The sequence below is a fragment of the Bradyrhizobium sp. CCBAU 11386 genome, from assembly GCF_028128955.1.
Lineage (GTDB): Bacteria > Pseudomonadota > Alphaproteobacteria > Rhizobiales > Xanthobacteraceae > Bradyrhizobium.
In genome coordinates this window covers 170,592-197,281 of record NZ_LBKA01000261.1, presented here as the reverse complement: position 1 = coordinate 197,281, position 26,690 = coordinate 170,592, and the positions used below count along the sequence as shown (strand labels likewise).

Below are 26,690 nucleotides of genomic sequence, written 5' to 3'. Positions count from 1 at the left end.
ACATCGTTCGTATACGAATGATAACCGCAGTGTCCGCTGGCTTGCACATGGTGACTGAAACGACGAGCGCCGCCACCGACAAGATCCGCTGCGATGCCTGTCCGGTGATGTGCTACATCAAGCCGGGCGCGGCGGGCGCCTGCGACCGCTACGCCAACCACGACGGCAAGCTCGTTCGCGTCGATCCGCATGTGATCCTGGAGCGCACCGTCTCGCATGGCGGCAAGCTCGTGCCGTTCAGCCGCACGGAAGACTGGGACGGCAAGATCGTCCACGAACCCTCGACCTTCGTCACCGCGATCGGTGCGGGCACGACCTATCCCGACTACAAGCCGGCACCGTTCATCGTCTCTGCGGAAGTCGACGGCGTCGATATGGTGACCGTCGTCACCGAGGGCATCTTCTCCTATTGCGGCATCAAGGTGAAGATCGACACCGACCGCTATCTCGGCCCCGAGACCGCGACCGTCCGTGCGCAGGGCGAGGCGGTCGGCCACGTCACGACAAGCGAATACGGCTCGCAGATGCTGTCGCTCGGCGGCGTGCATCACCTGACCGGCGGCTCCAAGAAGGAGGGCCGCGTCACCTGTGACACGCTGATGGACCTCGCCAATTGCAAGGCGGTCGAGCTCACCATCGACGGCGGCGCCACGGTGGTGGTGCAGGCCGGCCAACCGCCGATCGTCAACGGCGTGAAGGAAGAGCGCATGCGCGTCGGCTGCGGCTCGGCGACAATCGGCATGTTCGCCAAGCAATGGCACGGCAAGGTCGACGAGGTCGTCGTCGTCGACGATCACATCACCGGCGTGCTCAGCGAGCACCAGGCCGGAAAACTGCTCGACATCGCCGACACCGGCATCAAGATGAAGGGCCGGCGCTCGACGCCCGGCCGCTATTTCCAGGTCGCCGATCCCGGCACCGGCTGGGGCGGCACCAACATCTCCGATCCGCTCGCGATTCTCGGGCCGTTTGATGCCAAGGAGGCCAAGCCTGGCCTCTCCATGCTGATGGTCTCCACGACGGGCGAGCATTCGTCCTACTACGTGCTCGACGAGGCCCTGAAGCCGGTCGAGACCGAGATGCCTGCCGATTTGAAGTTCTCGGTCGAGCGCATTCAGGAGAATTGCGAGCCGGCGCTGTGCACCGTGCTGTTCATGGCTGGTGCCGGCGGTTCGCTGCGCGCGGGCGTCACCGACAATCCGGTGCGGCTGACGCGCTCGGTGAAGGACGCGCTGACACGCGTCACCAGCGGCGGTGCGCCTGTGTATGTCTGGCCCGGCGGCGGCATCACCTACATGGTCGACGTGACGCAGATGCCTTCAGGCGCGTTCGGCTACGTGCCGACGCCCGCGCTGGTCGCGCCGATCGAGTTCACGATGAAACTGTCCGACTATGCCGCGCTCGGCGGACACATGGACTATGTGAAGCCGCTCTCCGAGGTCCAGAGCGGCGACGATGTCCGGCAGTTGCCCTGGCAGAACCCGATTCCGGGGCCCCGGGCATGACACGGCTCCCGCAAATCGCATGGCTGTCTGATGGTCGGCGGCTGCATTTGCAGGATGGTCCGATTGATCTGATCGTCGAGGCGAGGGGGGACGCGAGCCAGGTGCGTGCGGCCTATGACGCCGCGGCGCACCGTTTCACCGGGCTGCTCGATGAGCTCTGCCTGGAGCTGATGGAGTTACGCAAGGCAGCGGAACCCGCAACGTGCTCACTGAAGGGCGTCGTTGCCCGCCGCATGTATGCCGCCGTTGCGCCCTATGCCCCCGATTGCTTCATCACGCCGATGGCCGCGGTGGCCGGCAGCGTGGCCGAGGAGATTCTGGGTGCAATGCTGCACGCGGCATCGCTCGACCAGGCCTATGTCAATAATGGCGGCGACATCGCGCTGCATCTCGGCGAGGGCGAGCATTTTTCGGTCGGCCTGATGGACCGGCCCGGTCGCGACGGCGTGATGCGGAGGATGAAGGTCGTTGCTGATGATCCCATGCGGGGGATCGCGACCAGCGGGCGCCACGGCCGCAGCTTTTCGCTCGGCATTGCCGACGCCGTGACGGTGCTCGCGGCAACGGCCTCGCAAGCCGATGCGGCGGCAACGATCATCGCCAACGCCGTCGATCTGCCCGGGCATCCCGCCATCGTCCGGCAGCCCGCGAACGAGCTTCAGCCCGACAGCGATCTCGGCGCGCGCCTCGTCACCCGCGGCGTCAGTGCATTGTCGCCGACCGAGATTGCGGCCGCGCTGGAATCTGGCGCGGAATGTGCACGGCATTTGTTCGATCGCGGATTGATCGAGGGTGCCGTGTTGCAGCTCAGTGGTGATATGCTTGTCATCGGACCGAAAGATATTGAACGGCAGCGATCGCGCCCACCTGTGCTGGAGAACGCGGTCCATGCCTGAGCCGGGACGAGCCCAAGGGAAACAATCATGAGCGCGATCATCCGCAAGATCGTCACCGTCGTCGAAGAGACGCAAATGGAGATGGGCCGCCAGGTCTCGCCGCCGACCCGGCGCGCCGCGGCCATTGCCGTGATCGAAAATCCCTTCGCCGGAAAATATGTCGAGGACCTTTCGCCGTTGATCGCGATCGGCGAGGAGCTCGGCGAGCTCCTGTCGAAGCGCGCGGTCGCGGCGCTCGGGATCGACGGGGCGAAGGTGCAGAGCTACGGCAAGGCGGCAGCCGTCGGTGAGAACGGCGAGCTGGAACATGCGGCGGCGATCCTTCACCCGAAGATGGGCGCGCCGGTGCGGAAAGTTCTGAGCAAGGGCGCAGCGCTGATCCCGTCGTCGAAGAAGCGCAGCGGCCCCGGCACGACGCTCGATATTCCCCTGGGGCACAAGGATGCAGCCTTCGTGCGCAGCCATTTCGACGGCATGGAAGTGCAGATCAACGACGCGCCGCGCGCCAACGAGATCATGGTCGCGGTCGCCGTCACCGACAGCGGTCGTCCGCTGCCGCGGGTCGGCGGACTGACGGTCGCGGAAATCAAGGGCGAGGACGGTCTGAGATAGAGCTTGAACCGGGGAGGCGGGCACAGCTTCTCCGATAACATCACGCTGAAGACGTAGAGAGTTCAAAACTGGAGGTTGGGATGCGAGCAAGAAACATTTTCGTCGGCGCGGCCTTCGCGCTGCTGGCGGGCGGCATGGCTCATTCGGCCATGGCGCAGGACATCAAGATCGGCGAGATCAACAGCTACTCGCTGCTGCCGGCCTTCACCGAGCCCTATCGCAAGGGCTGGCAGCTCGCGGTGGAAGAGATCAACGCGGCGGGCGGCATCAACGGCAAGAAGCTCGTCGTCGTCTCCAAGGACGACGGCGGCAAGCCGGCGGACGCGCAGACCGCGGCCAACGAGCTCGTGTCGAGCGAAGGCGTGGCGATGCTGACGGGGACGTTCCTGTCGAACATCGGTCTGGCCGTCAGCGACTTCGCCAACCAGAAGAAGGTGTTCTTCCTCGCGGCAGAGCCGCTGACGGACGCCGTGACCTGGTCGAAGGGCAACAAGTACACCTTCCGCCTGCGGCCTTCGAACTACATGCAGGCCGCGATGCTGGTGGAGGCAGCCAGCAAGCTGCCCGCCAAGCGCTGGGCGACGATCGCGCCGAACTATGAGTACGGCCAGTCGGCAGTTGCGGTATTCAAGAAGCTGATGTCGGAGAAGCGTCCGGACATCCAGTGGGTGGACGAGCAGTGGCCGCCGCAGGGCAAGATCGACGCGGGCCCGGTGGTGCAGGCGGTTGCCGCGGCCAATCCCGAGGCGATCCTCAACGTCACCTTCGGCGCCGACCTCGTGAAGTTCGTGCGCGAAGGCAATACCCGCGGCCTGTTCAAGGGGCGCGAGGTCGTCTCCTTCCTGACCGGCGAGCCGGAATATCTCGATCCGCTCAAGGACGAGACGCCCGAAGGCTGGATCGTCACCGGCTATCCCTGGTACTCGATCAAGACGCCCGAGCATGATGCGTTCCTGAAGGCCTATCAGGCCAAGTACAACGACTATCCGCGTCTTGGCTCGATCGTTGGCTACCAGACTATCAAGTCGGCCGCCGCGATCCTGGCGAAGGCCGGTTCGACCGATCCGGAGAAGCTGATTGCCGCGGCGGAGGGCCTGTCGATGCCGTCGCCGTTCGGCGAGATCACCTTCCGCAAGATCGACCACCAGTCGACGCTCGGCGCTTACGTCGGCAAGACCGCGCTGAAGGACGGCAAGGGCGTGATGGTGGACTCTTCTTACAAGAAGGGCGCGGACTATCTGCCCAGCGATGCCGAAGTCGAGAAGCTGCGGCCGAAGGATTGATCGACGCTGCCGTAGGGTGGGTTAGCCGAAGGCGTAACCCACCACTTTCGGTGCCACACGAGAAGAGGTGGTGGGTTACGCTTCGCTAACCCACCCTACGACTTCACCCAACCCGGACCGCCGATGGCCTTTTATGTCGTACAGTTTCTGACCGGTCTCGCCAGCGCAGCGTCGCTGTTCCTGGTGGCCTCGGGCCTGTCGATCATCTTTGGCGTGACGCGGATCGTGAATTTCGCGCATGGCGCCTTCTACATGATCGGCGCCTACATCGCCTTCACGCTCACCGAGCGGTTTTCGGGCGTATTCGGTTTCTGGGGCAGTATCGTCGCGGCCGCGCTGGCCGTGGCGCTGATCGGCGTCATCGTCGAGATGGTGCTGCTCCGCCGCATCTATCATGCGCCCGAACTGTTCCAGTTGCTCGCGACCTTCGGCCTGACCTTGATGGTCGAGGACCTCGTCGTGCTGATCTGGGGACCCGACGATCTCGTCGGCCGCCGCGCGCCGGGCTTCAAGGGCGCGATCGATTTCTTCGGCCAGAACATCCCGAGCTATGACCTGTTCCTGATCGTGCTCGGCCCGGTCGTGCTCGGCATTCTCTGGCTGTTGTTCCAGCGCACGCGCTGGGGCGTGCTGGTGCGCGCGGCAACGCAGGACCGCGACATGGTCGCGGCCCTCGGCGTCAATCAGAAATGGTTGTTCACGTCGGTGTTCGCAGTCGGCGTCTTCCTCGCCGCGCTCGGCGGCGCGCTCCAGATCCCGCGCGATGCCGTGCATCACGCAATGGATTTGCGCATCATCGTCGAGGTCTTCGTGGTGGTGGTGATCGGCGGTCTCGGCAGCATCGTCGGCGCCTTCGTCGCGGCGGTGCTGGTCTCCGAGCTCAACGCCTTCGGCATCCTGATCTTCCCGAAGATCTCCATCATCCTGGTCTTCCTGGTGATGGCGGTGGTGCTGATCGTCCGCCCCTGGGGCCTGTTCGGCAAGCCCGAGGCGGCCGCGCGCAGGACGCCGGGTCTCACCGTCAACCCGTGGCGCCCGTTGACGTCGAACGAGCGGCTGGCTGCGCTGGCGGCGCTCGTCATTGCCGCAACGCTGCCGCTGTTCGCCGGCAACTACGCGCTGACCGTCGGCTCGGAGATCGCGATCTTCGTGATCTTCGCGGTCAGCCTGCATTTCCTGATGTCGGTCGGCGGGCTCGCATCCTTCGGCCACGCCGCCTATTTCGGCCTCGGCGCCTACGGCATCGCCTTCCTCGCCAAGATGGCCGGACTGCCGATGATCGTCTGCCTGTTGCTGGGGCCGCTGCTCGGCTGCATGGGCGCCGCGGTGTTCGGCTTCTTCGCCGTGCAACTCTCCGGCGTCTATTTCGCGATGCTGACGCTCGCCTTTGCCCAGATCGTCTGGTCGATCGCCTTCCAGTGGGTGAGCGTGACCGGCGGCGACAACGGCATTCTGGGCGTATGGCCGGAAAAATGGGCGGCGAGCCCGTCGCATTTCTATTGGCTGGCGCTCGGCGTCGCGGCGCTCGTCACGATCGCGCTGCGGGCCATGGTGTTCTCGCCGTTCGGCTATGCGCTCCGCGCCACGCGCGACTCGCTCCTGCGCAGCGAAGCGATCGGCATCGACGCCAAGCGCATCCAGTGGACGGCCTTCGTGATCGCGGGCACGACCGCCGGCATCGGCGGCGCGCTGTTCGCCTATCTCAAGGGCAGCGTCTTCCCGGACAATCTCGGCATATCGCTTTCGGTCGACGCGCTGGTCATGGTGCTGCTCGGCGGCGTTGAGACGGTGTCGGGCGCGGTGATCGGCGCCATCGTCTACAAGGCCCTCAACATCTGGCTGGTCAGCCAGACCGATCTGTCGAAGCTCGTGCTCGGCGGCTTCATCGTGCTGATCGTCGTCGTCTTCCCCAAGGGCATTGTCGGCATGCTGGAAATGCTGGCGCAACGCCGCCGGAAGACATCGCCGCCGGGATCTCCCCTGCTTGCCAAGCCGATCGAGTCCGCCGAATGAGCGTTGCACCCCCACTTCTCGCGGTCGAAGGCCTGACCAAATCCTATGGCGGCATCCATGCCGTGCGCGGCGTCTCGTTCTCGCTGCGTGCCGGCGAAATCCTGGCGCTGATCGGCCCGAACGGCGCCGGCAAGAGCACCTGCTTCGACATGCTCAACGGCCAGAACAAGCCGGATTCCGGCCAGGTCCGCCTGCTTGGCGAAGAGACCACCGGCAAGAAGCCGCGTGAGATCTGGCGGCTCGGGGTGGGGCGTACCTTCCAGATCACCGCGACGTTCGCGACCATGACGGTGCGCGAGAACGTGCAGGTCGCGCTGATCTCGCACGGGAAGCAGCTGTTCAACCTCTGGGGCTCGGCGCCGAAGTTCGATCGCGGCGAAGCCGGCCGCTTGCTCGAGCTCGTCGGCATGGGCGGCTATGCGGATCGGCCCTGCGGTGAGCTGGCCTATGGCGACCTCAAGCGGCTCGAGCTTGCGGTCGCGCTCGCCAACGAGCCGAAACTCTTGCTGATGGATGAGCCGACCGCCGGCATGGCGCCGCGCGAGCGCGTCGATCTGATGCGGCTGACCGCTCAAATCGCGCGGGAGAAATCGATCGGCGTGCTCTTCACCGAGCACGACATGGACGTGGTGTTCGAGCATGCCGACCGCATCATTGTGCTCAACCGTGGCACGCTGATCGCCGAGGGCTCGCCGGCCGAGGTGCGTGGCAATCCGCAGGTGCAGGCGGTCTATCTCGGCGAGGGTCTCGTCTACGATGCCCGCCACCGCGAGGGAGCCTCGACATGAAGCTCACGGTGCAGGACCTCAACAGCCATTACGGCCCGGCGCATATCCTGTTCGACATCGGCTTCGAGGTCGGCGAGGGCGAGGTGGTGGCGCTGCTGGGCCGCAACGGCGCCGGCAAGTCGACGACGTTCCGCTCGATCGTCGGCCTCGTGGCGCAGCGCTCGGGCCGCATCATGTTCGAGGGCAAGGACGTATCGGTGCGGCCGACGCATGAGATCGTGCGCGAGGGGCTCGGCTATGTGCCGGAGGAGCGGCGAATCTTCACCGATCTGACGGTGGAGGAGAATCTCGAAGTCGGCCGGCAGCCGAAGCGTCCGAACGCGCCATACTGGACGCGCGACAAGTTGTTCACGCTGTTTCCAAACCTCGGCGAAATGAAGAACCGACCGGGCGGCCGCATGAGCGGCGGCGAGCAGCAGATGCTCACCATCGCGCGCACGCTGATGGGCAATCCGTCGCTGGTGCTGCTCGACGAGCCCTCGGAAGGCCTGTCGCCAAAGATCGTGGAGCAGATGGTCGATGCCATCCTGACCATGAAGAAGGAAGGCGTCAGCATCGTCGTCTCCGAGCAGAATCTGCATTTCGCGCGGTTGATCTCCGATCGCGCCTACATCATCGAGCGCGGCCGTATCTGCTTCGGCGGCACCATGGCCGAGCTCGACGCGCGTCCGGACATCCGCGACGCGCATCTGTCGTTGTGAGGGCAAAGGGAAGGGCAGCGAGCGGATGGCGAGAAGCGTTGCGGCGAAGAAGAGCGTCAAACCGGCAAAACCGCCTTACGTGCTCGACGAGCAGGTCGGCTTCATCCTGCGCCAGGTCTGGCAGCGCCACAGCTCGATCTTCTCCCGCGACATCGGCACCAATCTGACGCCGACGCAATGGGCGGCGCTGTCAAAGCTCGCCGAGACCGGGCCGTGCTCGCAGAATCAACTCGGCCGGCTGACGGCCATGGATGTCGCGACCATCAAGGGCGTGATCGACCGCCTGACGGCGCGCGGCCTGACCGAAACCAGCCAGGATCCCGAGGACGGGCGGCGCCTGCTGGTGAGCCTGACGCGTGCCGGTCAGCAGCTTGCCGAAAAACTGGCGCCGAATGCGCTCGCCATCACCCGCGAGACGCTCGCGCCGCTCGACGCCAAGGAGCGCGAGACGCTGATGGCGCTGTTGAACAAGTTGCGGTGAGCTCGGTCTCGTAGGGTGGGCAAAGGCGCGCTTGCGCCATGCCCACCACTTCTGCAGATTTCAGGCGTTTAAGGGTGGGCACGCTCCGCTTTGCCCACCCTACGGCAGCTGTTGAACAAGCTGCGGTGATGGACGACTAACCTCGATGAGGACGACTTCGAGGATATGCCGGCATGAGCGTAGCGTCTCGGTTTACAATGATCTTGAGTCTTGCTGCGGCGCTGGCGAGCGAATGTGCTCCCGCCAGGGCGGCGCAAGCCTATGAAGGGTTCTGGGCGTCGACCAAAAAGGATTGTCGCAATGACGACAGCCCCAACCGCATGAGCATCGAGGGCGGCAACCGCCTCTATTGGTATGAGACGCGATGCCGCGCCAGCACGATCACCGCCGACGGGAAGCTCGGCTGGAAGATGCGGCTCGCCTGCGAAGGCGAGGGAGACAAGTTTCGCTCCAATCCCCGGATTTCGATTGCCGCTGACGGCAAGCTGGTGATCGACAACGGCCCGGTCGGGCAGGCCAGGCGGCAATTCCACGTGCGTTGTGAGATTCCAAGGCGACGCTGATGAAGGCCGCTCTCTCACCGTCACCCTGAGGTGCTCGTCCTGCGGCTTGCCGCAGGGCGCGCCTCGAAGGGCGACGGCCCGGCTGCATCTCGGCCGTTCATCCTTCGAGGCTCGCACATGGCGCTATCGCGCCGCGAGCTCGCACCCAGGATGACGGGTCTGGCTTTCGTCCGATCCTACTTCGCCACCACCTCCGGCACCTTGCCCGCCGGCGGCGTATTCCGGCTGCGCTGGGTGCGGACGATGCCGTCGATGATGGTCATGCCGATGCCGGGGAGGTCGCCGAGCTGGACGCTCTCCAGGATGTTCTTGCCCGGCGAGTGCTGCGCCTTGTCCATGATGACGAAATCCGCAGCGCGGCCGACCTCGATCAGGCCGCAATCGAGCTGCCGCATCCGCGCCGTGTTGCCGGTGGCGAGGCAGAATGCGATCTCGGCAGGCAGCTCACCGATCGAGGACAGCATCGAGACCATGCGCAAGATGCCGAGCGGCTGCACGCCGGAGCCGGCCGGCCCGTCGGTGCCCAGGATGACGCGGTGCAGGTCGCCCATTTCGCGCGCGATGCGCAGCGTGTAGAGGGCCGAGCGCTCATTGCCGTTATGAACGATCTCGAGCCCGCGCTTGCAGCCCTCGCAGATGCAGCGGATCTGGTCGTCGGGGAGGGCGGTGTGGCCGCCATTGATGTGGCCGACCACGTCGGTGTCGGCCTCCAGCACCACATCCTTGTCGATCAGGCCGGAGCCGGGGATCGAGGGGCCGCCGGTGTGGATCGTGCTCTGGATGCCGTATTTGCGCGCCCAGCCGACCATTTTTCGCGCAGTCGGTCCGTCCTTGACGCCACCGAGGCCGACTTCGCCGAGCAGCTTGACGCCGGCGGCGGCCAATTCCTTGAAGTCCTCCTCGACCATCTCGCATTCGATGACCGGCGCGCCGGCATGAACCTTCACGCCGCCCGGACGCAACGTCCAGAACGCGCGCTGGGCGAAGATCGCCATCGCCTTCAGCCCCACCACGTCGCGGGGGCGGCCGGGCATGTGCACTTCGCCTGCCGAGATCATGGTGGTGATGCCGCCATGGAGGGAGCTGTCGATCCAGTTGATCTGGTTCTGGCGCGGCGTCCAGTCGCCGGCGACGGGATGGACATGGCTGTCGATCAGGCCGGGGGTCACCGTGGTGCCGTTGGCATCGACGATGGTGGTCGCGCCTTCCGTGTCGAGATCCTTGTAGCGGCCGATGGCAGTGATCCTGCCGTTCTCGGCGACGATGGTGTCGCCGTCCAGGATCGGCTTTTCCAGCGCGCCCGACAGGATCAGGCCGATATTGCGGATCACGAGCTTCGAGGGTCCGGTGGCCTGGGGTGCGTCATGCGCCATGGAAGGGGGTCCTTGTCCTTAACTGCAACGCTGTCGATCTTGGGCAGCCTTGACCAAGGGATCAAGCCGGATTAATTCATTAGTACACGAATGATCGTGTACAAACGACGCATAGCTGACCGCCTCGGAACCGCAACGTAGCGACACGGAAGGGTGAGATGAGCAATTTCAACCAGGAAAGCGTTTTGAGCGTCCACCATTGGACCGACACGCTGTTCTCCTTCAAGACCACCCGCAGCCCGACCTTCCGCTTCCGCAACGGTGAATTCACCATGATCGGGCTCAAGGTCGGCGAGAAGCCGCTGCTGCGGGCCTACAGCGTCGCCAGCGCCAATTACGAGGACACGCTGGAGTTCTTCTCGATCAAGGTGCCCGACGGCCCGCTGACCTCGCGGCTCCAGCACCTGAAGGAAGGCGACGAGATCATCGTCAGCCGCAAGGCCACCGGCACGCTGGTGATCGACAACCTGGAAGAGGGCCGCAACCTCTACCTGATCGGCACCGGCACGGGGCTGGCGCCTTTCCTGAGCGTGATCAAGGACCCTGAAACCTACGAGCGCTTCGAGAAGGTGGTGCTGCTGCACGGCTGCCGCCACGTCAAGGAACTCGCCTATGGCGAGATGATCACCGAGCATCTGCCGCGGGATGAGTTGCTCGGCGACTACATCCAGAGCCAGCTCATCTACTACCCGACCGTGACTCGCGATCCCTTCCGCAACCGCGGCCGCATCACCGACCTCATCACCTCAGGCAAGCTGTTCAGCGATATCGGCCTGCCGGCGCTGGAAGCGGCCCACGACCGCGTCATGATCTGCGGCAGCCCGGCGCTGGTCGCGGACACCCGCACGCTCCTGGGCGAGCGCGGCTTCATCGAGGGCAATCACGGCGAGCCGGCCCAGTTCGTGGTCGAAAAGGCCTTCGCCGAGCGCTAGAGCGTTTTCGAGCGAAGTGGGTTCCGGTTCGCGTCAAGAAAACGCGTCAAAACTAGAATCTAGAGCCCCGTTCCGGGGCTCTAGACGCGGAATTCTTGCGCAAGAAGACCGCATTTTCGCCCTCGCACGGGCGTTGCGGCGCCGATTCGGCGCACGATACACTGTGGGTGCGAATCAGCGGAGTTCCCACATGGTTGCGGACAGCGACAGCAACATCGCCTGGCACCGGGTCCAGTTGAAGAAGAACCGCGCCGAGTTGAAGGCGCTCGAGACGGCGCGCTTCACGATGGGCGAGATCGCCTCGTCGAAGCGGAACGGCCAGACCCAGAAGGCGATCGGGGAACTCAAGCGCAAGATCGCGCAGTCCGAGCGTGTCATCGCCGACCACGACAAGCGCACGCGCCGTCCGCTCTCCACCGACCTGCAAAGCCTCAGCAGTGGCAGCTGGAGCCATTGGGACGCCTATACCAACCAGCAGCAGCGCAAGACCGGGCAGCGCTCGCCGGGCCGCGGATAGGTGCTCTTCTGCCCGCGCCGCTTCCGGCCCTTGTGCATCGGCTCGCGCGTACCATCTGGTTGAAGCGCCACCAACCACTCCGGTGATCCCATGGCACCGCGCCTCGATTTCACCAGCGAGGCCTTCTTCCGCGATCCGCCCACGGCGATCGCCGCGTTGCGCGCGTCCGGCCCCGTGGTCGCGACGCGATTTCCCCTGGTTGGCGATGTCTGGGTCACCACCACGCATGACGCCACGGCAGAGGTCCTGAAGGACGGCACCACCTTCACGCTGCGCAAAGAGGATGGCGACGTCGCCGGTCTGCGCTGGTGGATGCCGAGATATGTCAGGGCCATCGCCAACAACATGCTGACGATGGACGAGCCGGATCACACGAGGCTGCGCAGTATCGTGGACGAGGCATTCCGCCGCCGCGCGATCGTGGCGATGGAGCCGCGCATTCGCGCCATCGCCGACGGTTTGGCAGACGACCTGTTTGTCGATGGCAGCCCCGCCGACCTCGTCCAGCAGTACGCCCGCATCCTGCCGGTGTCGGTGATCTGCGAATTGCTGGGCCTGCCTGCGGCCGATCGCCCAAGATTCATCGCCTGGGCCAATAGGATGTCCTCGCTGACGAATGTCGTCAGCTTCTTCCGCCTGCTGTTCGCGTTCCGCAAGATGCGCGCCTACCTCGAACAGCAGTTGCAGATCGCGCGCGTGCAGGGCGGCGAGGGCCTGATCGCCGAGCTGGTCCAGGTCGAGCGTGAAGGCGGCCAGATCACGCCGGATGAAATGGTATCGATGGTGTTCCTGCTGCTCGCGGCAGGCTCGGAGACCACCACGCATCTGATCAGCGGTTCGGTCTACGAGCTGCTCAGGAAACCGGGCCTGCGCGACTGGCTGGAGGAGGATTGGAGCCGCATCTCGCTCGCCGTCGAGGAATTCTTGCGCTTCGTCTCGCCGGTGCAGTTCTCGAAACCGCGCTATCTGCGGCGGGATGTCGAGCTTGCGGGCGTACGGCTGAAGAAAGGCGACCGCGTCATGGTCATGCTCGCTGCCGCGAACATGGATCCGGCGGTGCACGACCAGCCGGAGCGGCTCGACCTCACGCGCAAGCCGAACCGCCACATGTCGTTCGGAACGGGAATTCATTTCTGTCTCGGCCACCAGCTTGCGCGGATCGAGGCGACCTGCGCATTGCGGGCGCTGTTTGCGCGATGGCCGAAACTCGAGCTCGCCGTCGATCCCGCGCAAATCCACTGGCGCAAGCGTCCGGGTATGCGTGCGATCGCGCGATTGCCTGTCATTGCAGGCGGGAACCGGCGGCCGAGCCGTGGTGCCGCCGCCGAGCCGTTGCTGGCGGATTGACATCGCGCACGCGGTGCCGGGAACAATGGCACGGATCATCTTGCGTGACGTGCGAAACAATCTCCATCGCGCAGGCGTTGCCCCAATGCACGTAGCAGCAAGGGAGCAGTCCATGCCCAACGGAGGCAAGACGCATATCGGATCGGGCGCGCACGGCAAGGGCGCGGGGACTGGCGCACTCACGGACATTCCAAAGGACAAGGTCGGCGACAACATGATCCTGTCGAACCGCGACAAGGCGCAACATTCCGACATTCGTGGCATGGACGGAAAGTTCATCCAGACCGAGCAGTATCAGGATCATTCGGCCAATCGGCTGCTCGACGACGAGGAGGCTGAAGACTAGGCGATAGCCCTGAGCGACAGCTTCAGGAGCCGGTCGACTTCTTCGAAGCGACGAGATCGCGCTCCCAGCCGAACACGGAGCGGCCGTCGAGATCGGGAGAGGCCGCGCGCTCGCCGGCGATGTAAGCCTCGACCGACGGTCCACGCGCGGTTCGCTCCAGCCGCCGCGCCTGGTCGTCGAGCCGCCTGAGCGCCTGCATCTCTTCTTCGCGCCCAAGTTTTGCGTTCTGGATTGCGCCCTTCAGCACGCGGATGGTCTCGTCATAGACCTTGATCGGGACGGGGTAGGGGTGCCGGTCCTTGCCGCCATGAGCGAGCGAGAAGCGCGCGGGATCGTTGAAGCGATAGGGTGCGCCGTGCACGACCTCGGCCACCATCGCGAGCGAGCGCACCGTGCGGGCGCCGACGCCCGGCGTCAGCAACAGCTCCGGGAAGTCGACCGGGCCACGCTCGGCTGCCGCAGCCAGGGTGCCGTGCAGGCGCCGCGCAAACACGTCCTTGGGCCTGACATCGTGATGCGCGGGCATGATCAGATGCGGCAGCATCGCCTGCGCGGGCGCGGTCCCGGTGAGCCGTTCGAATTCGGCGACGATGCGATCGGGGCCGAGATCGCCGAGGAGTTCGAGCTGCGCGCTGCGCGAGATCTCGGCGCGATGGTCGGTGAGGTTGATGATCTCGCCTTGCTGCGGCCCGTCGATCGCGCTGTGCGGCGCGTCGACAAAACTCTTCAGTGCCTCGGAATGCCAGTGATAGCGGCGGGCCTGCCGCTTGTCGCCGTTCATGCCCTGCTGCACCACCGTCCACTTGCCGTCGGCCGTGACGAAGAAGCCGTGGAGGTAGAGGTCGAAGCCGTCCTGCACGGCCGCGCTGTCGACCTTGGCCACCAGCCGGCTGGCGCGGGTGAGCTTCACGCCGTCGAAGCCGACGCGCTCGCCGAGCTGCAACAGCTCGTCCGGCGTCTTGCGTGAATGCTGCCCGCGGCCGCCGCAGACATAGATCCCGAGCTCGTCCTGGAGCGGACTGAGCCCGCGCTTCAGGGCGCCGATCACGGAGGTGGTGATCCCCGAGGAGTGCCAGTCCATCCCCATCACGGCACCGAACGACTGGAACCAGAACGGGTGCGACAGCCGCTGGAGAAACGCATCACGGCCGTAATGATGCACGATCGCCTGCGTGACGATCGCACCAAGTGATGCCATGCGGCTCGCAAGCCACGGCGGAACCCGTCCGGTGTGGAGAGGAAGATCGGCGCTGCCGGTACGTCTGGTCATGTGTGCGGCAGACTAGCGCGATCCGGCGAGCGTTGCACGGGGGGAATGCTGCATTGTGCTGCGCGACGAGGGAAACGTCGGTGACCGTCCCTCTCCACGAGATGCGGGAAGCTCAACCGGGCCGGCACGCGCAGTTGAATGCGTATGCTTTCTCCGATCAGGCGGCCTTGGCAACGGTTGCGCCAAGTTGCTTGTTCGATCGCGATCGCGGCTTGCGCAGCTTCCGCCGCGCCCAGATCAGGAGGCCCGTCGACAGCAGCGTCAGAAGCGCGATCGACGTCACGACGTTGAGCGGCGAAGCGATCAGGGCCGACCAGTTTCCCTCATGGATCAGGCGCGGCCAGTTGCGCGGCAGCGCTGTGACGCCGGATGAATTGACGGCGTAGGCGCGCAGCTCCCCGTCCTCATAGACCCGCGCCATCATGCGACCGCTCGCGCGAGGCTGCGACCATACGAACAGCATCGGGCAGGGCGAGAGGGCCGCCACCGCCGGTTGGAGCGGCGCCGCTCTGGAACGTCAGGCCGAACGCCATGCACAGGCCGGTCAGCGGGCTCAGAAGGATCAGCGGCAACGCAAACCATGCAGTGCCCTTGTGCCATCCGGACAGCGAGTTGCGCAGGCGTGGCAGTCCCATGAGGATGCCGAGCACCATCAGGGACACCATGGCGATGGTCGAGTTTGTCACCAGCCACGCCTGGCCGAGCAATCGCTCATGCGTGACACGGGCCCACAGGAAGAGATCGGGGAGGCTGGAGCCCGCGGCGGCGGGCTCGCCTGTTGCGAGATCGATCGCCGAGGCGCCGGCGCCTTGCAGCGTCATGCGCTGGCTAGCGGCATTGATCGAAAGCCCGCGCGCCTTGCCATCCGGATCATACCGTTTCACCAGTTCGACGATGCGCCCGGAGTCGATCGCCGGACCACTGATATCACTGACTTGCACCAGCGGCTCAAAGGACAGGATCAGTCCGGTGGCGATGATCGCGAGCAGGGGCAGCGCGAAGACCAGCGTGATCCAGCGATGCAGTGTCAACAATAAGGGTTTGCTCATTCTCGGTCTCCGGCGATCTCGCGCTTTCGTCGCCCAGCGCAGCCGCGAAGACAAATGACGCTTTGTCCATGTTGCTGCGTTGATTTGCAGCAAACGGAGTTGGCGATGTTGGCGAATGCCAATCGTTTGCACCCGTGCGGAGATCGTCTGGCGGTCCGCGAAGCAGATGGCGAATTGAGGCCTACTCGCGTCTCGCCTTGGTCGCGCCGCGCAAGCCGGCCTGCTGCTGGATCGTGTCCAGCGCGCCGGACGACTGCTCTTCCGTCACGAAGCGGTTGAGCAGGGGCAGCGCATCCTCGCGTCCCCGGGGGATCGCGATGGCCATGTGCTCCAGGCCCCAATTGCCGTCGAGGATGCGCGCGCCCGGCATCTGGTCGGACATCTCGAACAGCGTCGGCTTGTTGGTGGCGTAAAGGTCGATCTCGCCGCGACCGAACATGCCGATGGCGACCTTGACGCTTTCGGCGGGGACGATGGTTGCGTTCTTGAATTTCGCCGGCAGCGTTCGCTCCGAGGTCGAGCCCTTGGTGACGCCGATCTTCACAGCGGGCTTGTCGATATCCTCCACCTTGCCGATCGGCGAATTCGCCGGGACGAGATAGCCGAGCTCGATCGCCAGCACGGGCTGGCTGAAGCTGACCTCGCTGGCGCGGGCCGGCGTGGCGTTGGTCACGGTGAAGTCGACCTGACCGTCGTGGATCGCGGTGACGATGTCGGCAACGCGCTGAAACCTGACATAGTCGACGCTGACGCCGAGCCGCTTCGCCAGCTCGCCGCCGAGATCGTAGGCGAGGCCGTGCGGCTTGCCGGCCGCATCTGTTACCATCGAGGTCGGGCTGCCCGGATAGATGCCCACGCGCAGAGTCCCGCTTGGCGCCAGGAGTCTTGCTTCACCATCGGCCCTCGCGAACGAGGCGGAGAGGCCGACGGCGGCAAACGCGAGCAGGGCGGCGAGCGCAGGATGCCTCCAGGAAGAGATCCTCATGAGATGATCCCGCCTTACTGCGCGCGGATGTTGGCGGCCTTCAGCACCGGCTCCCATTTGGTCGCCTCGGCGCGCATGTAGGCGTCGAAATCCTTGGCGGAGGAGCCGACCGGAGCTGCGCCGATCTTGCCGAGCGTCGACAGCACGCTGGGGTCTTGCAGCGCGGCCTTGAGGTCGGTCTCGAGCTTCGACACGATCTCCGGCGGCATCTTTGCCGGTCCGAGAACGCCCCACCAGACCGAGACGTCGTAGCCTGATACGCCGGCCTCGGCGATGGTCGGAACATCCGGCAGCGCCTTGGAGCGTTCGGCGGACGTCACCGCGAGCGCGCGCACCGGGCCGCCTTCGAGCTGGCCGATGGCTTCCGCAAGCGGGTTGATGCTGAGCGGAATCTCGCCGGCGATGACGGCGGTCAGTGCCGGCGCGCCGCCCTTGTAGGGGATCGCGACGATTTTGGTGCCGGACATGTGTTTGAGCAGCTCGCCGGCGAGATGAGCGGACGTGCCGTTGCCGGACATGCCGTAGGAGAGCTTGTCCGGCTCCTTCTTCGCCGCAGCCAGGAGATCGCCGAGCGTCTTGTAGGGGCTGTCCTTCGCCACCACGATCGCGAGCGGCGAGGAGGCGACTTCGGTGATCGCGGTGAAATCCTTGAACGTGTCATAGGGCACGCTCGGATAGATGAACTGGTTGAGCGGATGGCCGCTCGCGACCAGGATCAGCGTGTAGCCGTCCGGCGCAGCCTGCGTCAGCGCCTGCGAGGCGACGATGCCGCCGGCGCCAGGGCGGTTGTCGATCACCGGCTGCTGGCCCCAGGTTTTCGCCAGCGCCTGGCCCAGCGTGCGCGCGAGCACGTCGACCGCGCCGCCGGCCGCATAGGGCACCAGGATGTGGACCGGCTTGCTCGGATAATTCTCAGCCTGCGCGGCGTTCGCCACCAGTAGCAAGCCTGCACCGACCACGAGCCGACCGATTGTATTGTTCAAACCAGCATTTCCCAGCACTCCATTCGCGCCCCTGCGGCGGTCTTCCGAACCGCCCGGGGCGTCTCTCATCGTTTTTGTTGACGAGACCTGATCTTTTGTACGATAGTACAAATCACATGGTACGCAAGCCCACCAGCAAGGAAACGGCCCGCAAGCCGAACATGCGCGAGGCGATCCTCGCCGCGGCCGAGGAGCTGTTCGCCACCAACGGCTTCAATGCCGTGTCGGTGCGCGATATCGCCCAGGCCGCCGGGGCCAATCCCGGCAGCGTGACCTATCATTTCAAGACCAAGGACGGCCTGCTGCTGGAGATCTACCGGCGCCATTGCGGACCGATGAACCTGCGCCGTTCCGAGCTGCTCGCCGCCGCCAAACGCGTGCGCGATCTCCAGGACCGGCTGGAGGCGATCGTGCGGGCCTATGTGGTGCCGGCCTTCACCTCCGGCAGCGATCTCGCCGGTGGCGGGGCGCGCTTCACGCGGCTGCGCGCCGTGATGTCGGCGGAAGGCAACGAGGTCGCGCGAAAGATCATCGCGCAGACGTTTGACGACACCAGCCACGCCTTCATCGATGCGGTCCACGACAGTCTGCCGCACATTCCGCGCACCGACATCGTCTGGCGCAGTCACTTCCTGCTCGGTGCACTCTATTATTCGCTGGTGACGCCGGACCGCGTCTCGCGCCTCTCGCGCGGCGAGGCCGACGGCAGCGATGCCGCCAGCGCCATCGAGCAACTGGTGCAAGCCACCGTCGCCGCTTTCCAGGCACCGCCGCTCGACCAGCCGGCGCGCCGGCGGGTTGTTGCCAGCAGCAAGAGTTGAAAGAAACTGCCCGAGTGGAGACGCGGCCACGCGCTTTCGCTCGCAAGCGGACCACGTGACAGGGTGCTTTAGGAAATGAACAGGCGGGAGTGCTTGCATCTCTTGACCGGACTGGCCGGTGCCGCGCTCGCGAGCGAAGCGCGCGCGCAGGGTGCCGAGCCCAAGGCCGAACCCAAGGCGATCCCCACGATCACGCCGCCGGATCCAGATCCGAAGGTGCCGTCTTTCAAGCTGCCGCCGAAATCCTGCGACACCCACACCCATATTTTTGGCCCGGCGTCCCGTTATCCCTTCGCCGAGAAGCGTCCCTACAACACGGCCGATGCGCCGCTGGAGACCTTCCGCAGCGTGCATGAGAAAATCGGCGTCGAGCGCTGCGTGATCGTCAATGCCACTGTGCACGGCACCGACAATCGCGTCGTCACCGATGCCATCGCCCAGAGCGAGGGTGCCTACAAGGGCATCGCCAACGTCAATGACGAGATGAGCGAGAAGGAGCTTGCGGCGCTCGACAAGGGCGGCATCTGCGGCTGCCGCTTCGCCTTTCTCAAGCGCCTTGGCGGCGTCGGCGATATGACAAAATTCCAGCGCATCGTACACCGCGTCGCCGAGCTCGGCTGGCATATCGACGTCTATTTCGAGCCTGGTACGATCGCCGAATTCGCGCCCATCCTCACCGCGCTGCCGACGCCCTACGTGATCGATCATATGGGCACGGTGCAGGTCGGGAAGGGGTTAGATGATCCCGGCTTCACCGCGCTGCTCGACCTTCAGAAGAAGGACGAGAAGTGCTGGGTCAAGATCACGGGTCTCGAGCGCGCGTCCGCGGCCGGCAAGCCGTTCCATGACGCCGTGCCATTCGCGAAGGCGCTGATCGACAATGCGCCCGATCGCGTCATCTGGGGCACCGACTGGCCGCACCCCAACGTCAAGGTCATGCCGAATGACGGCGAGATCGTCGATTTGATTCCCCTGTTCGCGCCCGACGCAAAGGTCCAGCACCGGCTGCTGGTCGACAATCCGGCGCGTCTGTTCAAGTTCACATGATGACGATGATGTACACGCCGACCATTCCGCCGCCCGATCCGAACACGCGCACGCCGAAATTCAAGCTGCCGAAACTGTCCTGCGACGCGCATTGTCACATCTTCGGGCCCGGCGCGCAATACCCCTACGCGCCTGATCGCTCCTACACCCCGCCGGATGCGCCGCTGGAGGATTTCCGTGCGCTGCATGCCAAGCTCGGGGTGGAGCGGGCGGTCATCGTCAATGCCAGCGTCCATGGCACCGACAATACGGTGGCGCTCGATGCCATCGCGCAGAGCAATGGCGCCTTCCGCGCGGTCGCCAATATCGACGACACCATCACCGAACGCGGGCTCCGCGTGCTGCATGAGGGCGGCTTCCGCGGCTGCCGCTTCAATTTCGTCCGCCATCTCGGCGGCGTGCCCGACAAGCGCGTGTTCGACCGCATCGTCGCGATGGTCGCGCCGCTCGGCTGGCACATCGATTTGCATTTCGATGCGATCGACCTGCCTGAATATGCCGACATGCTGACAAGGCTGCCGTTGAACTACACCATCGACCATATGGGGCGGGTGAAGGCGTCCGACGGGCTCGACCAGCTTCCGTTCAAGATTTTGATCGAGTTGATGCAGCGCGACGAGAAATGCTGGGTCAAGATCTGCGGCTCCGAGCGTGTGTCCTCGGCCGGGCCGCCCTTCACCGACGCTGTGCCGTTTGCGCGAAAGATCGTCGAGACCGCGGTCGATCGCGTCATCTGGGGCACGGACTGGCCGCATCCCAACGTCAAGGTGATGCCGAATGACGGCGACCTCGTCGACCTGATCCCGCTGTTCGCGCCGGAGCCGGAGTTCCAGCAGAAGATCCTCGTCGACAACCCCGCGCGCCTGTTCGAGTTCGACCAATGACGGCGTTGGCGATCGACAAGCCGCGCAGCCGCGCCTGGTGGAAGGAGCTCTGGATCCAGGTGCTCATCGCCATGGCGGCCGGCATCGCGCTTGGGATCGCCAGTCCCGAGGCGGGCGCCAAGATGCAGCCGCTTGGGGATGCCTTCATCAAGGCGATCCGGATGCTGATCGCGCCGATCATCTTCTGTACCGTCGTGTACGGCATCGCCCATATGGCGGACATGGCGCGTGTCGGGCGTGTCGCGGTGAAGGCGATCGTCTATTTCGAGGTCATGACCACGATCGCCCTGATCATCGGTCTCATTGCGGTGAACCTGCTCAAGCCCGGCGTCGGCATGAACATCGATCCCGCCAGCATCAATGCCAGCGCGATCGAGCCTTATGTCAAGCAAACCAGCGTCATCGGCTTCGTGCCGTTCCTGATGAACATCGTGCCTGCGACGTTCATCGGCGCGTTTGCCGAGGGCAACATCCTCCAGGTGCTGTTCATCTCCGTGCTGTGCGGCTTCGCACTGGTGCAGCTCGGCGAGCGCGCCGCGCCGCTGGTGCATCTGATCGACATCGCCGCCAAGATGGTGTTCGCCGTCGTCGGCTTCGTGATGTGGGCGGCGCCGATTGGGGCGTTCGGCGCCATCGCCTTCACGGTCGGCAAGTTTGGCGTCGGCTCGCTGGCCTCACTCGGCAAGCTGTTGGGCGGCTTCTATCTCACCTGCGTGATCTTCGTCATCGTGGCGCTTGGTCCGGTCGCGCGGCTGTGCGGCTTCTCGCTCGTCAAGCTGATCCGCTACATCTGGGAAGAGCTGCTGATCTGCATCGCCACGACCTCGTCCGAGACGGTGCTGCCGCGGATGCTGACCAAGCTGGAGAAGGCGGGCTGCGAGAAGAGCGTGGTCGGCCTGGTGATCCCGACCGGCTATTCCTTCAATCTCGACGGCACTTGCCTGTACCTTGCCGCGGCCTCGGTGTTCCTGGCGCAGGCGACCAACACGCCGTTCGGGCTTGCCGAGCAGATCGAGCTGCTGCTGATCCTGCTCGTCACCTCCAAGGGCGCGGCGGGGATCGCCGGTGCCGCCTTCGTCGTGCTGGCGGCGACGCTGTCGGCGACCGGCACCATTCCGGTGACGAGCGTCGCGCTGGTGCTCGGCATCCACCGCCTGATGTCGCAGGGGCTGACGCCGACCAATCTGATCGGGAACGCGGTTGCGACCATCGCGATTGCCAAATGGGAAGGCGCGCTCGACGGCGAGCGCTTGCGGCGCGTGCTCGACGGCGAGGAACAAGCGGCCATCGCGGCCTGATGAATTGGCTGCCTGCATGAGGCCGGCGGCCTATGATGCCTACGAACGAAAGAGGGGAGTTTGTCCCATGAAAACAGGTCTCGTGATCACGGCCCATCCGGGCGATTTCGTCTGGCGCGCCGGCGGCGCCATCGCGCTGCATGCGAAGAAGGGCTATCGCATGAAGATCGTCTGCATGTCCTTCGGCGAGCGCGGCGAGAGCCAGTTTGCCTGGAAGGAGAAAGGCGCGACGCTGGAATCGGTCAAGGCCGGCCGCAAGGACGAGGCGGAGCGGGCGGCAAAACTGCTCGGCGCCGAGATCGAGTTCTTCGACTGCGGCGACTATCCGCTGAAGCTGACGGAAGCGCATTTCGACCGCATGGTCGACATCTATCGCGAGCTCAATCCGAGCTTCGTGCTGACGCATGCGCTGGAAGACCCCTATAATTTCGACCATCCGAACGCGGCGCATTTCGCGCAGGAGACCCGCGTGGTCGCGCAGGCGATGGGCCACAAACCCGGTGCTCAGTACAAGTACTCGGCGCCGCCGGTGTTCCTGTTCGAGCCGCACCAGCCGGAGCAGTGCAACTACAAGCCCGACCTGCTCCTCAAGATCGACGAGGTCTGGAAGGAGAAGTACGAGGCGTTCCAGATCCTCGCCGCACAGAAGCATCTCTGGGGCTATTACGAGCGCGTCGCGCTCAATCGCGGCATTCAGGGCAGCCGCAACACCGGCGTGCCGATGACGTATGGCGAAGCCTATCAGCGCCTGTTTCCGACGGTTGCGGAGGAGCTGGCATGAAGCCGGTCGTCGTTCGTAACATCAAACGCGCAGATCCCGCCGGAATGTCGGAGTACGGCGTCTCGACCGTGCACGAGGCCTACGGCCGCATCGGCCTGATGAAGCCTTATCTGCGGCCGGTCTGGCCGGGTGCGGCGATTGCCGGTCCCGCCGTCACCGTGCTGGCGCAGCCCGGCGACAACTGGATGATCCATGTCGCGGTCGAGCAGTGCAGGAAAGGCGACATCCTCGTCGTCGGCTGCACCACCGACAATACCGACGGCATGTTCGGCGAGCTGCTCGCCACCTCGCTCCAGGCGCGCGGCGTGCAGGGCCTGATCATCGATGCCGGCTGCCGCGACGTCAAAGCGCTGCACGAGATGAAATTTCCAGTGTGGTCGCGCGCGGTCTCGGCCAAGGGCACGGTCAAGGCCACGCTCGGCTCGGTCAACGTCCCCGTGGTCTGCGCCGGCGTCAACGTCGATCCCGGCGACATCATCGTGGCCGATGACGACGGCGTCGTGGTGGTGCCGAAGCGCTATGCGGCCGAAGTCGCCGAGAAGGCGAAGAAGCGCAACGCGGATGAAGGCGGCAAGCGCAAGCGGCTGGCCTCGGGCGAGCTCGGCCTCGACATGTACAGCATGCGCGAAGCGCTGGCGAAGGCCGGGCTCGTCTATGTCGATAATCCCGAGGACGTCTGAGCGGGATAACGGAAGCGGAGCGGGCGGATGGATCGTCTCAAGCTGAAGGCCGTGCTCGGCAGTCATCCTCATGTCCAGGCGGTGAAGAACGGCGAGCTCCGTTCCGACCGCTTCGATCTCGACTTCATCGAGTACACGCCGACCAATACCGCGTTCAAGCCGATGGTGCGCGAGCAGGCCTTCGACGTCAGCGAGATGGCGATCGTCACCTACCTGATGGCGAAGGCCCACGGCAAGCCGCTGGTGTTGCTGCCGGCGACCATGCTCGGCCGCTTCCAGCATTCTTATGCGCTCTATAATCCGGAACGGGGAACGCTTGGGCCTGGCGATCTCGAAGGCAAGCGCGTCGGCATCCGCTCCTTCACGACGACGACGGGGGCCTGGATCAGGGGCATCCTCGCCAACGATTACGGCGTCAATCTCGACAGCATCCGCTGGGTGACGTTCGAGGACGCGCATGTCGCCGAATATGTCGACACCACCGAGCGCGCGCCGAAGGACAAGAAGATCTTGCAGATGCTGATCGACGGCGAACTGGATGCCGTCCTCGGTGAGACCTCGAATGACCCCAAGCTGAAGCCGATATTCCCCGATCCGACCGCGGAAGCTGCCAAATGGTACGCGCGTCGCGGCGTTGTGCCTGTCAATCATCTCGTGGTCGTGACCGAAAAGCTTGCGAAATCGCATCCCGACGCAGTCGCGGGCGTCTATGATCTCCTCAAACGAAACAAGACGCAGGCGGGGCCTGCAGCGACGCCCGATCTCGTTCCTTTCGGAATAGAGGCGAACAGGAAGCCGTTGGAGCTGATCGTCGACTACGCATTCCAGCAGGCGTTGATTCCACGCCGTTATGCGGTCGAGGAGCTGTTCGACGAGACGACACGAGGACTGAACTGATGGCGGATCCGAGACGATGGCAGATCGGGCTGGTCGGCTATGGCGAGGTCGGCAGGATTTTGGCCGAGGACCTGCGCCAGCAGGACATCAGAGTTGCCGCCTATGACATCAAGCTCGGAAGCGAGCCGGGCACTCCGCTGAAGGAGCATGCGGCGAAATTCGGCGTGGGGCTGGCAGCTTCTCATGCCGAGCTGACCGCGAAATCCGACTTCATCATCTCTGCGGTCACGGCGAGCCAGGCCGTTCCGGTCGCAAAGGCCTGCGCCGCCGCGATCAATCAGGGCACCTGGTTCCTCGATTTCAACTCGGCCTCGCCCGGCGCCAAGCAGCGTGCCGCTGCGCTGATCGACGGTGCTGCCGGGCGCTATGTCGAGGGCGCGGTAATGACCTCGGTGCCGCCGTATCGCATCAAGGTGCCGCTGCTGCTCGGCGGTCCCGGTGCCAGGGAGCTGGAGCCGCTGCTGAACGCGATCGGTTTTGCTGCGAAGGTTGCGAGCGACAAGCTCGGCGTGTCCTCAGCGGTGAAGATGTGCCGCAGCATCATGATCAAGGGCCTCGAGGCCATGGTCATCGAGAGTTTCACCACCGCGCGCGCCTATGGCGTGGAGGATGCCGTGCTGGCCTCGCTTGCGGAAACCTTTCCCGCCATCAATTGGGAGAAGCAGGGCGCCTATTTCTTCCAGCGCGTGATCGAGCACGGCCGCCGCCGTGCGGAGGAGGTGCGCGAGGTCGCCGAGACGGTGCGCGAGGCGGGGCTGACGCCGTGGTCGGCGCAGGGCACGGCCGAACGGCAGGCCTGGGTCGCTGATCTCGCCGACGAAGGGTTGTTCGGCATCAGGGGCACCGGGGAGTTTGCCCGCAGCGCCGACTGGCGCATCGAGGCCGACCGGATTCTGGCGAAGATCAATCGCGCGAAGTAGGGCGACGCCGGCTCAGGACCTTGCCGCGCGACAGCCCGTGAGCTCGTCGCGGGCGCGTTCGATCAACGCCACCAGGTTTTCGGCCTTGCGGACCAGCCGGTCGCTCGCGGCTTCAGTCCGGAATTCTGCGCGGATCGCCCGAATGCACTTGTCGGCGGTGTCGAGCGTCATAAGCGCACGTGTCAGGTCATCCTGAGTCTGGACATCAGCGAGATCGAGGTCCGACAGGACGTGCCCGATTCCGTCGAGCCGCTCCACGGCGACCTCGCTGGGTGTTCTCGCTCGAACGGAATGATTGTCGATGCTGCTGAATGCGCTGAACATGTCCATGCTTCGCCGTTGAATGCAGACTTCAGTGCAGGCCTCTACTATGGCCGGCACCGCGGGACTTGCAATGCGCGCACCTATCGGGAATCGGAGAGAATCTACTATCCGGGATTCTACCGTATTCGGAATTTTGGAAGGCGTGGCGGTGTGGCGGTAAAATCGAACGGAAAGTGGCCGGTCGTCAGCCGGATTTCCCCACCATCCTGCCGTTCGCGGCGACGAGCCTGCCGCCCTTGTAGACGGAGCGCCCTTGCGGCACCGCGACGACGGCCTCGGGAACGTGTTCCGCATTCAGCGCCACGAAATCGGCCTTCGCGCCGATTCGCACGCCGTAGCCTTCGAGCCGGAGCGCCTTTGCGCCTGATTCGGTGACGAGGTCGAATGCAGCGCGCAGTTCCTCGTCGATGTTGAAGCCGGAGCGATAGCCGAGCGTCGTGGCCCGGCGCAGCATGTCGCCGTCGCCATAGGGCCACCAGGAATCGCGAATGTTGTCGTTGCCGCTGAAGACGGTTACGCCGGCGTTGCGCAAGGCGAGGATCGGCGGAAACGGCCGCGCGCCCGGCGCGTTGGTCATGATCGCGACGCCGGAGCGGGCGAGGATGTCCGCGATTGTCTTGAGGTAATCCGCCGGGATGTCGCCGAGCCCGTAAGCGTGGCTGACTGCGACGCGCCCTTCCATGCCGAGCGCGCGCGTGCGCGCCGCGATCTGCTCGATCTCGAAGGCGCCGAGCGTGCCCATGTCGTGCAGATGGATGTCGACATCGACGCCGTGCTTGTTGGCGATGCCGAACACGACGTCGAGATGCCTCTCGACGTCGCGATCGAAGCTTGCGGGATCGAGCCCGCCGACGAGGTTGGCGCCAAGGCGGATTGCCTCGTCGAGCAGCTGCGGCGTGCCCGGGCTCGACAGGATGCCGCTCTGGGGAAAGGCGACGAGCTGGATGTCGATCAGGCCCTTGTACTCCTCGCGCACGCGCAGGATCGTCTCGAGCGATTTCAGTCCAACCGAGCCGTCCACCATGACATGGCTGCGCATCTGCGTGGTGCCGTGGGCGATACAGAGATCGAGCTGGTTGCGTGCCCGCACGTCCATCGGCGCGGCCTCGGCCATATTCTCGGCCTGGAAGGCGACGCGCTCATGCACGTTGAACCCGTCGGTGCATGGCTTGTGCGGACGCCAGGCGTCGCCATAGAAACTGGTATCGAGATGGATGTGACCCTCGACAAAGCCGGGAACGACGAGGGCATCCTTGAGGTCGATCGTCTCGGCACCGGCGGGTGGCTGGTCAACGGACGTGATCGCGGCGATACGGCCATCCTTGACCGCGATGTGATGTCGGGCGCCGCCGTCGAAGCGCGCGTTGAGGAAGAGTGTGTCGAAGGCCATCCGG

Annotated in this window: 27 protein-coding genes and 1 pseudogene; 21 read left to right on the top strand and 7 right to left on the bottom strand. The window is 65.0% G+C overall.

Translation table 11 applies throughout. The features are described from left to right. Nucleotides 1–47 precede the first annotated feature (47 nt). The 9 genes from XI09_RS44525 to XI09_RS44485 all read left to right on the top strand — a co-directional run bounded on the left by XI09_RS44525 (nucleotide 48) and on the right by XI09_RS44485 (nucleotide 8,842). The gene (locus XI09_RS44525) at nucleotides 48–1,505 is read left to right on the top strand and encodes a 6-hydroxynicotinate reductase (protein WP_271572809.1); all 1,458 of its coding nucleotides are present in this window, start codon (nucleotides 48–50) and stop codon (nucleotides 1,503–1,505) included. Beyond that, nucleotides 1,502–2,401 (top strand): UPF0280 family protein, encoded by a 900-nt coding sequence (locus XI09_RS44520; RefSeq protein WP_271572618.1) that lies wholly within the window; start codon nucleotides 1,502–1,504, stop codon nucleotides 2,399–2,401. Before XI09_RS44525 ends, XI09_RS44520 begins: the two co-directional genes overlap by 4 nt. A 27-nt stretch (nucleotides 2,402–2,428) precedes the next feature. After that, complete coding sequence (locus XI09_RS44515; RefSeq protein WP_092183280.1) at nucleotides 2,429–3,013, top strand: amino acid synthesis family protein; 585 nt, start codon at nucleotides 2,429–2,431, stop codon at nucleotides 3,011–3,013. Nucleotides 3,014–3,093: 80 nt separating this feature from the next. Continuing rightward, entirely contained in the window at nucleotides 3,094–4,296 is a 1,203-nt protein-coding gene (locus XI09_RS44510) for an ABC transporter substrate-binding protein (RefSeq protein ID WP_271572617.1), read from the top strand. Nucleotides 4,297–4,419: 123 nt separating this feature from the next. Then, the gene (locus XI09_RS44505; protein ID WP_271572616.1) at nucleotides 4,420–6,309 is read left to right on the top strand and encodes an ABC transporter permease; all 1,890 of its coding nucleotides are present in this window, start codon (nucleotides 4,420–4,422) and stop codon (nucleotides 6,307–6,309) included. Beyond that, nucleotides 6,306–7,097 carry an ABC transporter ATP-binding protein gene (locus XI09_RS44500; protein WP_092183274.1) on the top strand — a complete coding sequence of 264 codons (792 nt, stop codon included), beginning with the start codon at nucleotides 6,306–6,308 and terminating at the stop codon, nucleotides 7,095–7,097. The genes XI09_RS44505 and XI09_RS44500 overlap by 4 nt, the downstream gene beginning before the upstream one ends. Continuing rightward, nucleotides 7,094–7,798: an ABC transporter ATP-binding protein gene (locus XI09_RS44495; RefSeq protein ID WP_011086609.1), complete on the top strand. Its 705-nt coding sequence runs from the start codon at nucleotides 7,094–7,096 to the stop codon at nucleotides 7,796–7,798. The genes XI09_RS44500 and XI09_RS44495 overlap by 4 nt, the downstream gene beginning before the upstream one ends. A gap of 25 nt (nucleotides 7,799–7,823) precedes the next feature. After that, nucleotides 7,824–8,279: a MarR family winged helix-turn-helix transcriptional regulator gene (locus XI09_RS44490; protein WP_092183272.1), complete on the top strand. Its 456-nt coding sequence runs from the start codon at nucleotides 7,824–7,826 to the stop codon at nucleotides 8,277–8,279. Between the two features lie 173 nt (nucleotides 8,280–8,452). Further along, complete coding sequence (locus tag XI09_RS44485; RefSeq protein ID WP_271572615.1) at nucleotides 8,453–8,842, top strand: hypothetical protein; 390 nt, start codon at nucleotides 8,453–8,455, stop codon at nucleotides 8,840–8,842. A 176-nt stretch (nucleotides 8,843–9,018) separates the two neighbouring features. On the opposite strand, the gene XI09_RS44480 is transcribed toward XI09_RS44485, so the two are convergent. Beyond that, nucleotides 9,019–10,215 (bottom strand): amidohydrolase family protein, encoded by a 1,197-nt coding sequence (locus XI09_RS44480; RefSeq protein WP_027543230.1) that lies wholly within the window; start codon nucleotides 10,213–10,215, stop codon nucleotides 9,019–9,021. 158 nt (nucleotides 10,216–10,373) lie between these two features. On the opposite strand from XI09_RS44480, the gene XI09_RS44475 reads away from it, so the two are divergent. The 4 genes from XI09_RS44475 to XI09_RS44460 all read left to right on the top strand — a co-directional run bounded on the left by XI09_RS44475 (nucleotide 10,374) and on the right by XI09_RS44460 (nucleotide 13,357). Next, nucleotides 10,374–11,147 (top strand): ferredoxin--NADP reductase, encoded by a 774-nt coding sequence (locus tag XI09_RS44475; protein WP_271572614.1) that lies wholly within the window; start codon nucleotides 10,374–10,376, stop codon nucleotides 11,145–11,147. Between the two features lie 190 nt (nucleotides 11,148–11,337). Continuing rightward, the gene (locus tag XI09_RS44470; protein ID WP_271572613.1) at nucleotides 11,338–11,664 is read left to right on the top strand and encodes a hypothetical protein; all 327 of its coding nucleotides are present in this window, start codon (nucleotides 11,338–11,340) and stop codon (nucleotides 11,662–11,664) included. Between the two features lie 90 nt (nucleotides 11,665–11,754). Further along, the gene (locus XI09_RS44465) at nucleotides 11,755–13,011 is read left to right on the top strand and encodes a cytochrome P450 family protein (protein WP_271572612.1); all 1,257 of its coding nucleotides are present in this window, start codon (nucleotides 11,755–11,757) and stop codon (nucleotides 13,009–13,011) included. Nucleotides 13,012–13,123: 112 nt separating this feature from the next. Further along, nucleotides 13,124–13,357, top strand: a complete 234-nt coding sequence (locus tag XI09_RS44460; RefSeq protein WP_271572611.1) for a hypothetical protein — start codon at nucleotides 13,124–13,126, stop codon at nucleotides 13,355–13,357. 22 nt (nucleotides 13,358–13,379) lie between these two features. Here XI09_RS44460 and XI09_RS44455 read toward each other — a convergent pair whose 3' ends face one another. The 4 genes and pseudogenes from XI09_RS44455 to XI09_RS44440 all read right to left on the bottom strand — a co-directional run bounded on the left by XI09_RS44455 (nucleotide 13,380) and on the right by XI09_RS44440 (nucleotide 17,644). Next, a complete protein-coding gene (locus XI09_RS44455) occupies nucleotides 13,380–14,627 on the bottom strand; it encodes a DUF763 domain-containing protein (protein WP_271572610.1) in 1,248 nt (415 codons plus the stop codon). Nucleotides 14,628–14,784: 157 nt separating this feature from the next. Then, nucleotides 14,785–15,676, bottom strand: a pseudogene (locus XI09_RS44450) (PepSY-associated TM helix domain-containing protein). 181 nt (nucleotides 15,677–15,857) lie between these two features. Continuing rightward, complete coding sequence (locus XI09_RS44445) at nucleotides 15,858–16,661, bottom strand: ABC transporter substrate-binding protein (protein WP_271572609.1); 804 nt, start codon at nucleotides 16,659–16,661, stop codon at nucleotides 15,858–15,860. A 14-nt stretch (nucleotides 16,662–16,675) separates the two neighbouring features. Further along, nucleotides 16,676–17,644, bottom strand: coding sequence for a tripartite tricarboxylate transporter substrate binding protein (locus XI09_RS44440; RefSeq protein ID WP_271572608.1), 969 nt, complete (start codon nucleotides 17,642–17,644; stop codon nucleotides 16,676–16,678). Between the two features lie 116 nt (nucleotides 17,645–17,760). Between XI09_RS44440 and XI09_RS44435 the strand changes: the two genes are divergently transcribed. The 8 genes from XI09_RS44435 to XI09_RS44400 all read left to right on the top strand — a co-directional run bounded on the left by XI09_RS44435 (nucleotide 17,761) and on the right by XI09_RS44400 (nucleotide 24,972). Then, complete coding sequence (locus XI09_RS44435) at nucleotides 17,761–18,465, top strand: TetR/AcrR family transcriptional regulator (protein WP_271572607.1); 705 nt, start codon at nucleotides 17,761–17,763, stop codon at nucleotides 18,463–18,465. A 75-nt stretch (nucleotides 18,466–18,540) separates the two neighbouring features. After that, nucleotides 18,541–19,512 (top strand): amidohydrolase family protein, encoded by a 972-nt coding sequence (locus XI09_RS44430; protein ID WP_271572606.1) that lies wholly within the window; start codon nucleotides 18,541–18,543, stop codon nucleotides 19,510–19,512. Beyond that, nucleotides 19,512–20,396, top strand: coding sequence for an amidohydrolase family protein (locus XI09_RS44425; RefSeq protein WP_271572808.1), 885 nt, complete (start codon nucleotides 19,512–19,514; stop codon nucleotides 20,394–20,396). Before XI09_RS44430 ends, XI09_RS44425 begins: the two co-directional genes overlap by 1 nt. Beyond that, nucleotides 20,393–21,694, top strand: a complete 1,302-nt coding sequence (gene dctA / locus XI09_RS44420; RefSeq protein WP_271572605.1) for a C4-dicarboxylate transporter DctA — start codon at nucleotides 20,393–20,395, stop codon at nucleotides 21,692–21,694. The genes XI09_RS44425 and dctA overlap by 4 nt, the downstream gene beginning before the upstream one ends. A gap of 67 nt (nucleotides 21,695–21,761) precedes the next feature. Continuing rightward, the gene (locus tag XI09_RS44415; RefSeq protein ID WP_027517331.1) at nucleotides 21,762–22,475 is read left to right on the top strand and encodes a PIG-L deacetylase family protein; all 714 of its coding nucleotides are present in this window, start codon (nucleotides 21,762–21,764) and stop codon (nucleotides 22,473–22,475) included. After that, entirely contained in the window at nucleotides 22,472–23,155 is a 684-nt protein-coding gene (locus XI09_RS44410) for a 4-carboxy-4-hydroxy-2-oxoadipate aldolase/oxaloacetate decarboxylase (protein ID WP_271572604.1), read from the top strand. The genes XI09_RS44415 and XI09_RS44410 overlap by 4 nt, the downstream gene beginning before the upstream one ends. A 27-nt stretch (nucleotides 23,156–23,182) precedes the next feature. Beyond that, nucleotides 23,183–24,052 carry a hypothetical protein gene (locus tag XI09_RS44405; protein WP_271572603.1) on the top strand — a complete coding sequence of 290 codons (870 nt, stop codon included), beginning with the start codon at nucleotides 23,183–23,185 and terminating at the stop codon, nucleotides 24,050–24,052. Continuing rightward, entirely contained in the window at nucleotides 24,052–24,972 is a 921-nt protein-coding gene (locus tag XI09_RS44400) for a DUF1932 domain-containing protein (RefSeq protein ID WP_442869663.1), read from the top strand. The genes XI09_RS44405 and XI09_RS44400 overlap by 1 nt, the downstream gene beginning before the upstream one ends. A 12-nt stretch (nucleotides 24,973–24,984) precedes the next feature. On the opposite strand, the gene XI09_RS44395 is transcribed toward XI09_RS44400, so the two are convergent. Together XI09_RS44395 and XI09_RS44390 are read right to left on the bottom strand one after the other, a co-directional pair. Then, a complete protein-coding gene (locus tag XI09_RS44395) occupies nucleotides 24,985–25,296 on the bottom strand; it encodes a hypothetical protein (protein ID WP_271572806.1) in 312 nt (103 codons plus the stop codon). A 184-nt stretch (nucleotides 25,297–25,480) separates the two neighbouring features. Next, on the bottom strand, nucleotides 25,481–26,686 hold the full coding sequence (locus tag XI09_RS44390) for an amidohydrolase family protein (protein WP_271572602.1): 1,206 nt from the start codon (nucleotides 26,684–26,686) through the stop codon (nucleotides 25,481–25,483). Between the last annotated feature and the right edge of the window lie 4 nt (nucleotides 26,687–26,690).

Coding starts and splice junctions, on each gene's coding strand:
- XI09_RS44460 (WP_271572611.1), top strand. CDS start 13,124: ATGCCCAACGGAGGCAAGACGCATATCGGATCGGGCGCGCACGGCAAG.
- XI09_RS44390 (WP_271572602.1), bottom strand. CDS start 26,686: ATGGCCTTCGACACACTCTTCCTCAACGCGCGCTTCGACGGCGGCGCC.
- XI09_RS44470 (WP_271572613.1), top strand. CDS start 11,338: ATGGTTGCGGACAGCGACAGCAACATCGCCTGGCACCGGGTCCAGTTG.
- XI09_RS44515 (WP_092183280.1), top strand. CDS start 2,429: ATGAGCGCGATCATCCGCAAGATCGTCACCGTCGTCGAAGAGACGCAA.
- XI09_RS44475 (WP_271572614.1), top strand. CDS start 10,374: ATGAGCAATTTCAACCAGGAAAGCGTTTTGAGCGTCCACCATTGGACC.
- XI09_RS44525 (WP_271572809.1), top strand. CDS start 48: ATGGTGACTGAAACGACGAGCGCCGCCACCGACAAGATCCGCTGCGAT.
- XI09_RS44495 (WP_011086609.1), top strand. CDS start 7,094: ATGAAGCTCACGGTGCAGGACCTCAACAGCCATTACGGCCCGGCGCAT.
- XI09_RS44400 (WP_442869663.1), top strand. CDS start 24,052: ATGGCGGATCCGAGACGATGGCAGATCGGGCTGGTCGGCTATGGCGAG.
- XI09_RS44430 (WP_271572606.1), top strand. CDS start 18,541: ATGAACAGGCGGGAGTGCTTGCATCTCTTGACCGGACTGGCCGGTGCC.
- dctA (WP_271572605.1), top strand. CDS start 20,393: ATGACGGCGTTGGCGATCGACAAGCCGCGCAGCCGCGCCTGGTGGAAG.
- XI09_RS44505 (WP_271572616.1), top strand. CDS start 4,420: ATGGCCTTTTATGTCGTACAGTTTCTGACCGGTCTCGCCAGCGCAGCG.
- XI09_RS44395 (WP_271572806.1), bottom strand. CDS start 25,296: ATGTTCAGCGCATTCAGCAGCATCGACAATCATTCCGTTCGAGCGAGA.
- XI09_RS44520 (WP_271572618.1), top strand. CDS start 1,502: ATGACACGGCTCCCGCAAATCGCATGGCTGTCTGATGGTCGGCGGCTG.
- XI09_RS44405 (WP_271572603.1), top strand. CDS start 23,183: ATGGATCGTCTCAAGCTGAAGGCCGTGCTCGGCAGTCATCCTCATGTC.
- XI09_RS44510 (WP_271572617.1), top strand. CDS start 3,094: ATGCGAGCAAGAAACATTTTCGTCGGCGCGGCCTTCGCGCTGCTGGCG.
- XI09_RS44500 (WP_092183274.1), top strand. CDS start 6,306: ATGAGCGTTGCACCCCCACTTCTCGCGGTCGAAGGCCTGACCAAATCC.
- XI09_RS44455 (WP_271572610.1), bottom strand. CDS start 14,627: ATGACCAGACGTACCGGCAGCGCCGATCTTCCTCTCCACACCGGACGG.
- XI09_RS44410 (WP_271572604.1), top strand. CDS start 22,472: ATGAAGCCGGTCGTCGTTCGTAACATCAAACGCGCAGATCCCGCCGGA.
- XI09_RS44425 (WP_271572808.1), top strand. CDS start 19,512: ATGACGATGATGTACACGCCGACCATTCCGCCGCCCGATCCGAACACG.
- XI09_RS44445 (WP_271572609.1), bottom strand. CDS start 16,661: ATGAGGATCTCTTCCTGGAGGCATCCTGCGCTCGCCGCCCTGCTCGCG.
- XI09_RS44485 (WP_271572615.1), top strand. CDS start 8,453: ATGAGCGTAGCGTCTCGGTTTACAATGATCTTGAGTCTTGCTGCGGCG.
- XI09_RS44465 (WP_271572612.1), top strand. CDS start 11,755: ATGGCACCGCGCCTCGATTTCACCAGCGAGGCCTTCTTCCGCGATCCG.
- XI09_RS44480 (WP_027543230.1), bottom strand. CDS start 10,215: ATGGCGCATGACGCACCCCAGGCCACCGGACCCTCGAAGCTCGTGATC.
- XI09_RS44435 (WP_271572607.1), top strand. CDS start 17,761: ATGGTACGCAAGCCCACCAGCAAGGAAACGGCCCGCAAGCCGAACATG.
- XI09_RS44415 (WP_027517331.1), top strand. CDS start 21,762: ATGAAAACAGGTCTCGTGATCACGGCCCATCCGGGCGATTTCGTCTGG.
- XI09_RS44490 (WP_092183272.1), top strand. CDS start 7,824: ATGGCGAGAAGCGTTGCGGCGAAGAAGAGCGTCAAACCGGCAAAACCG.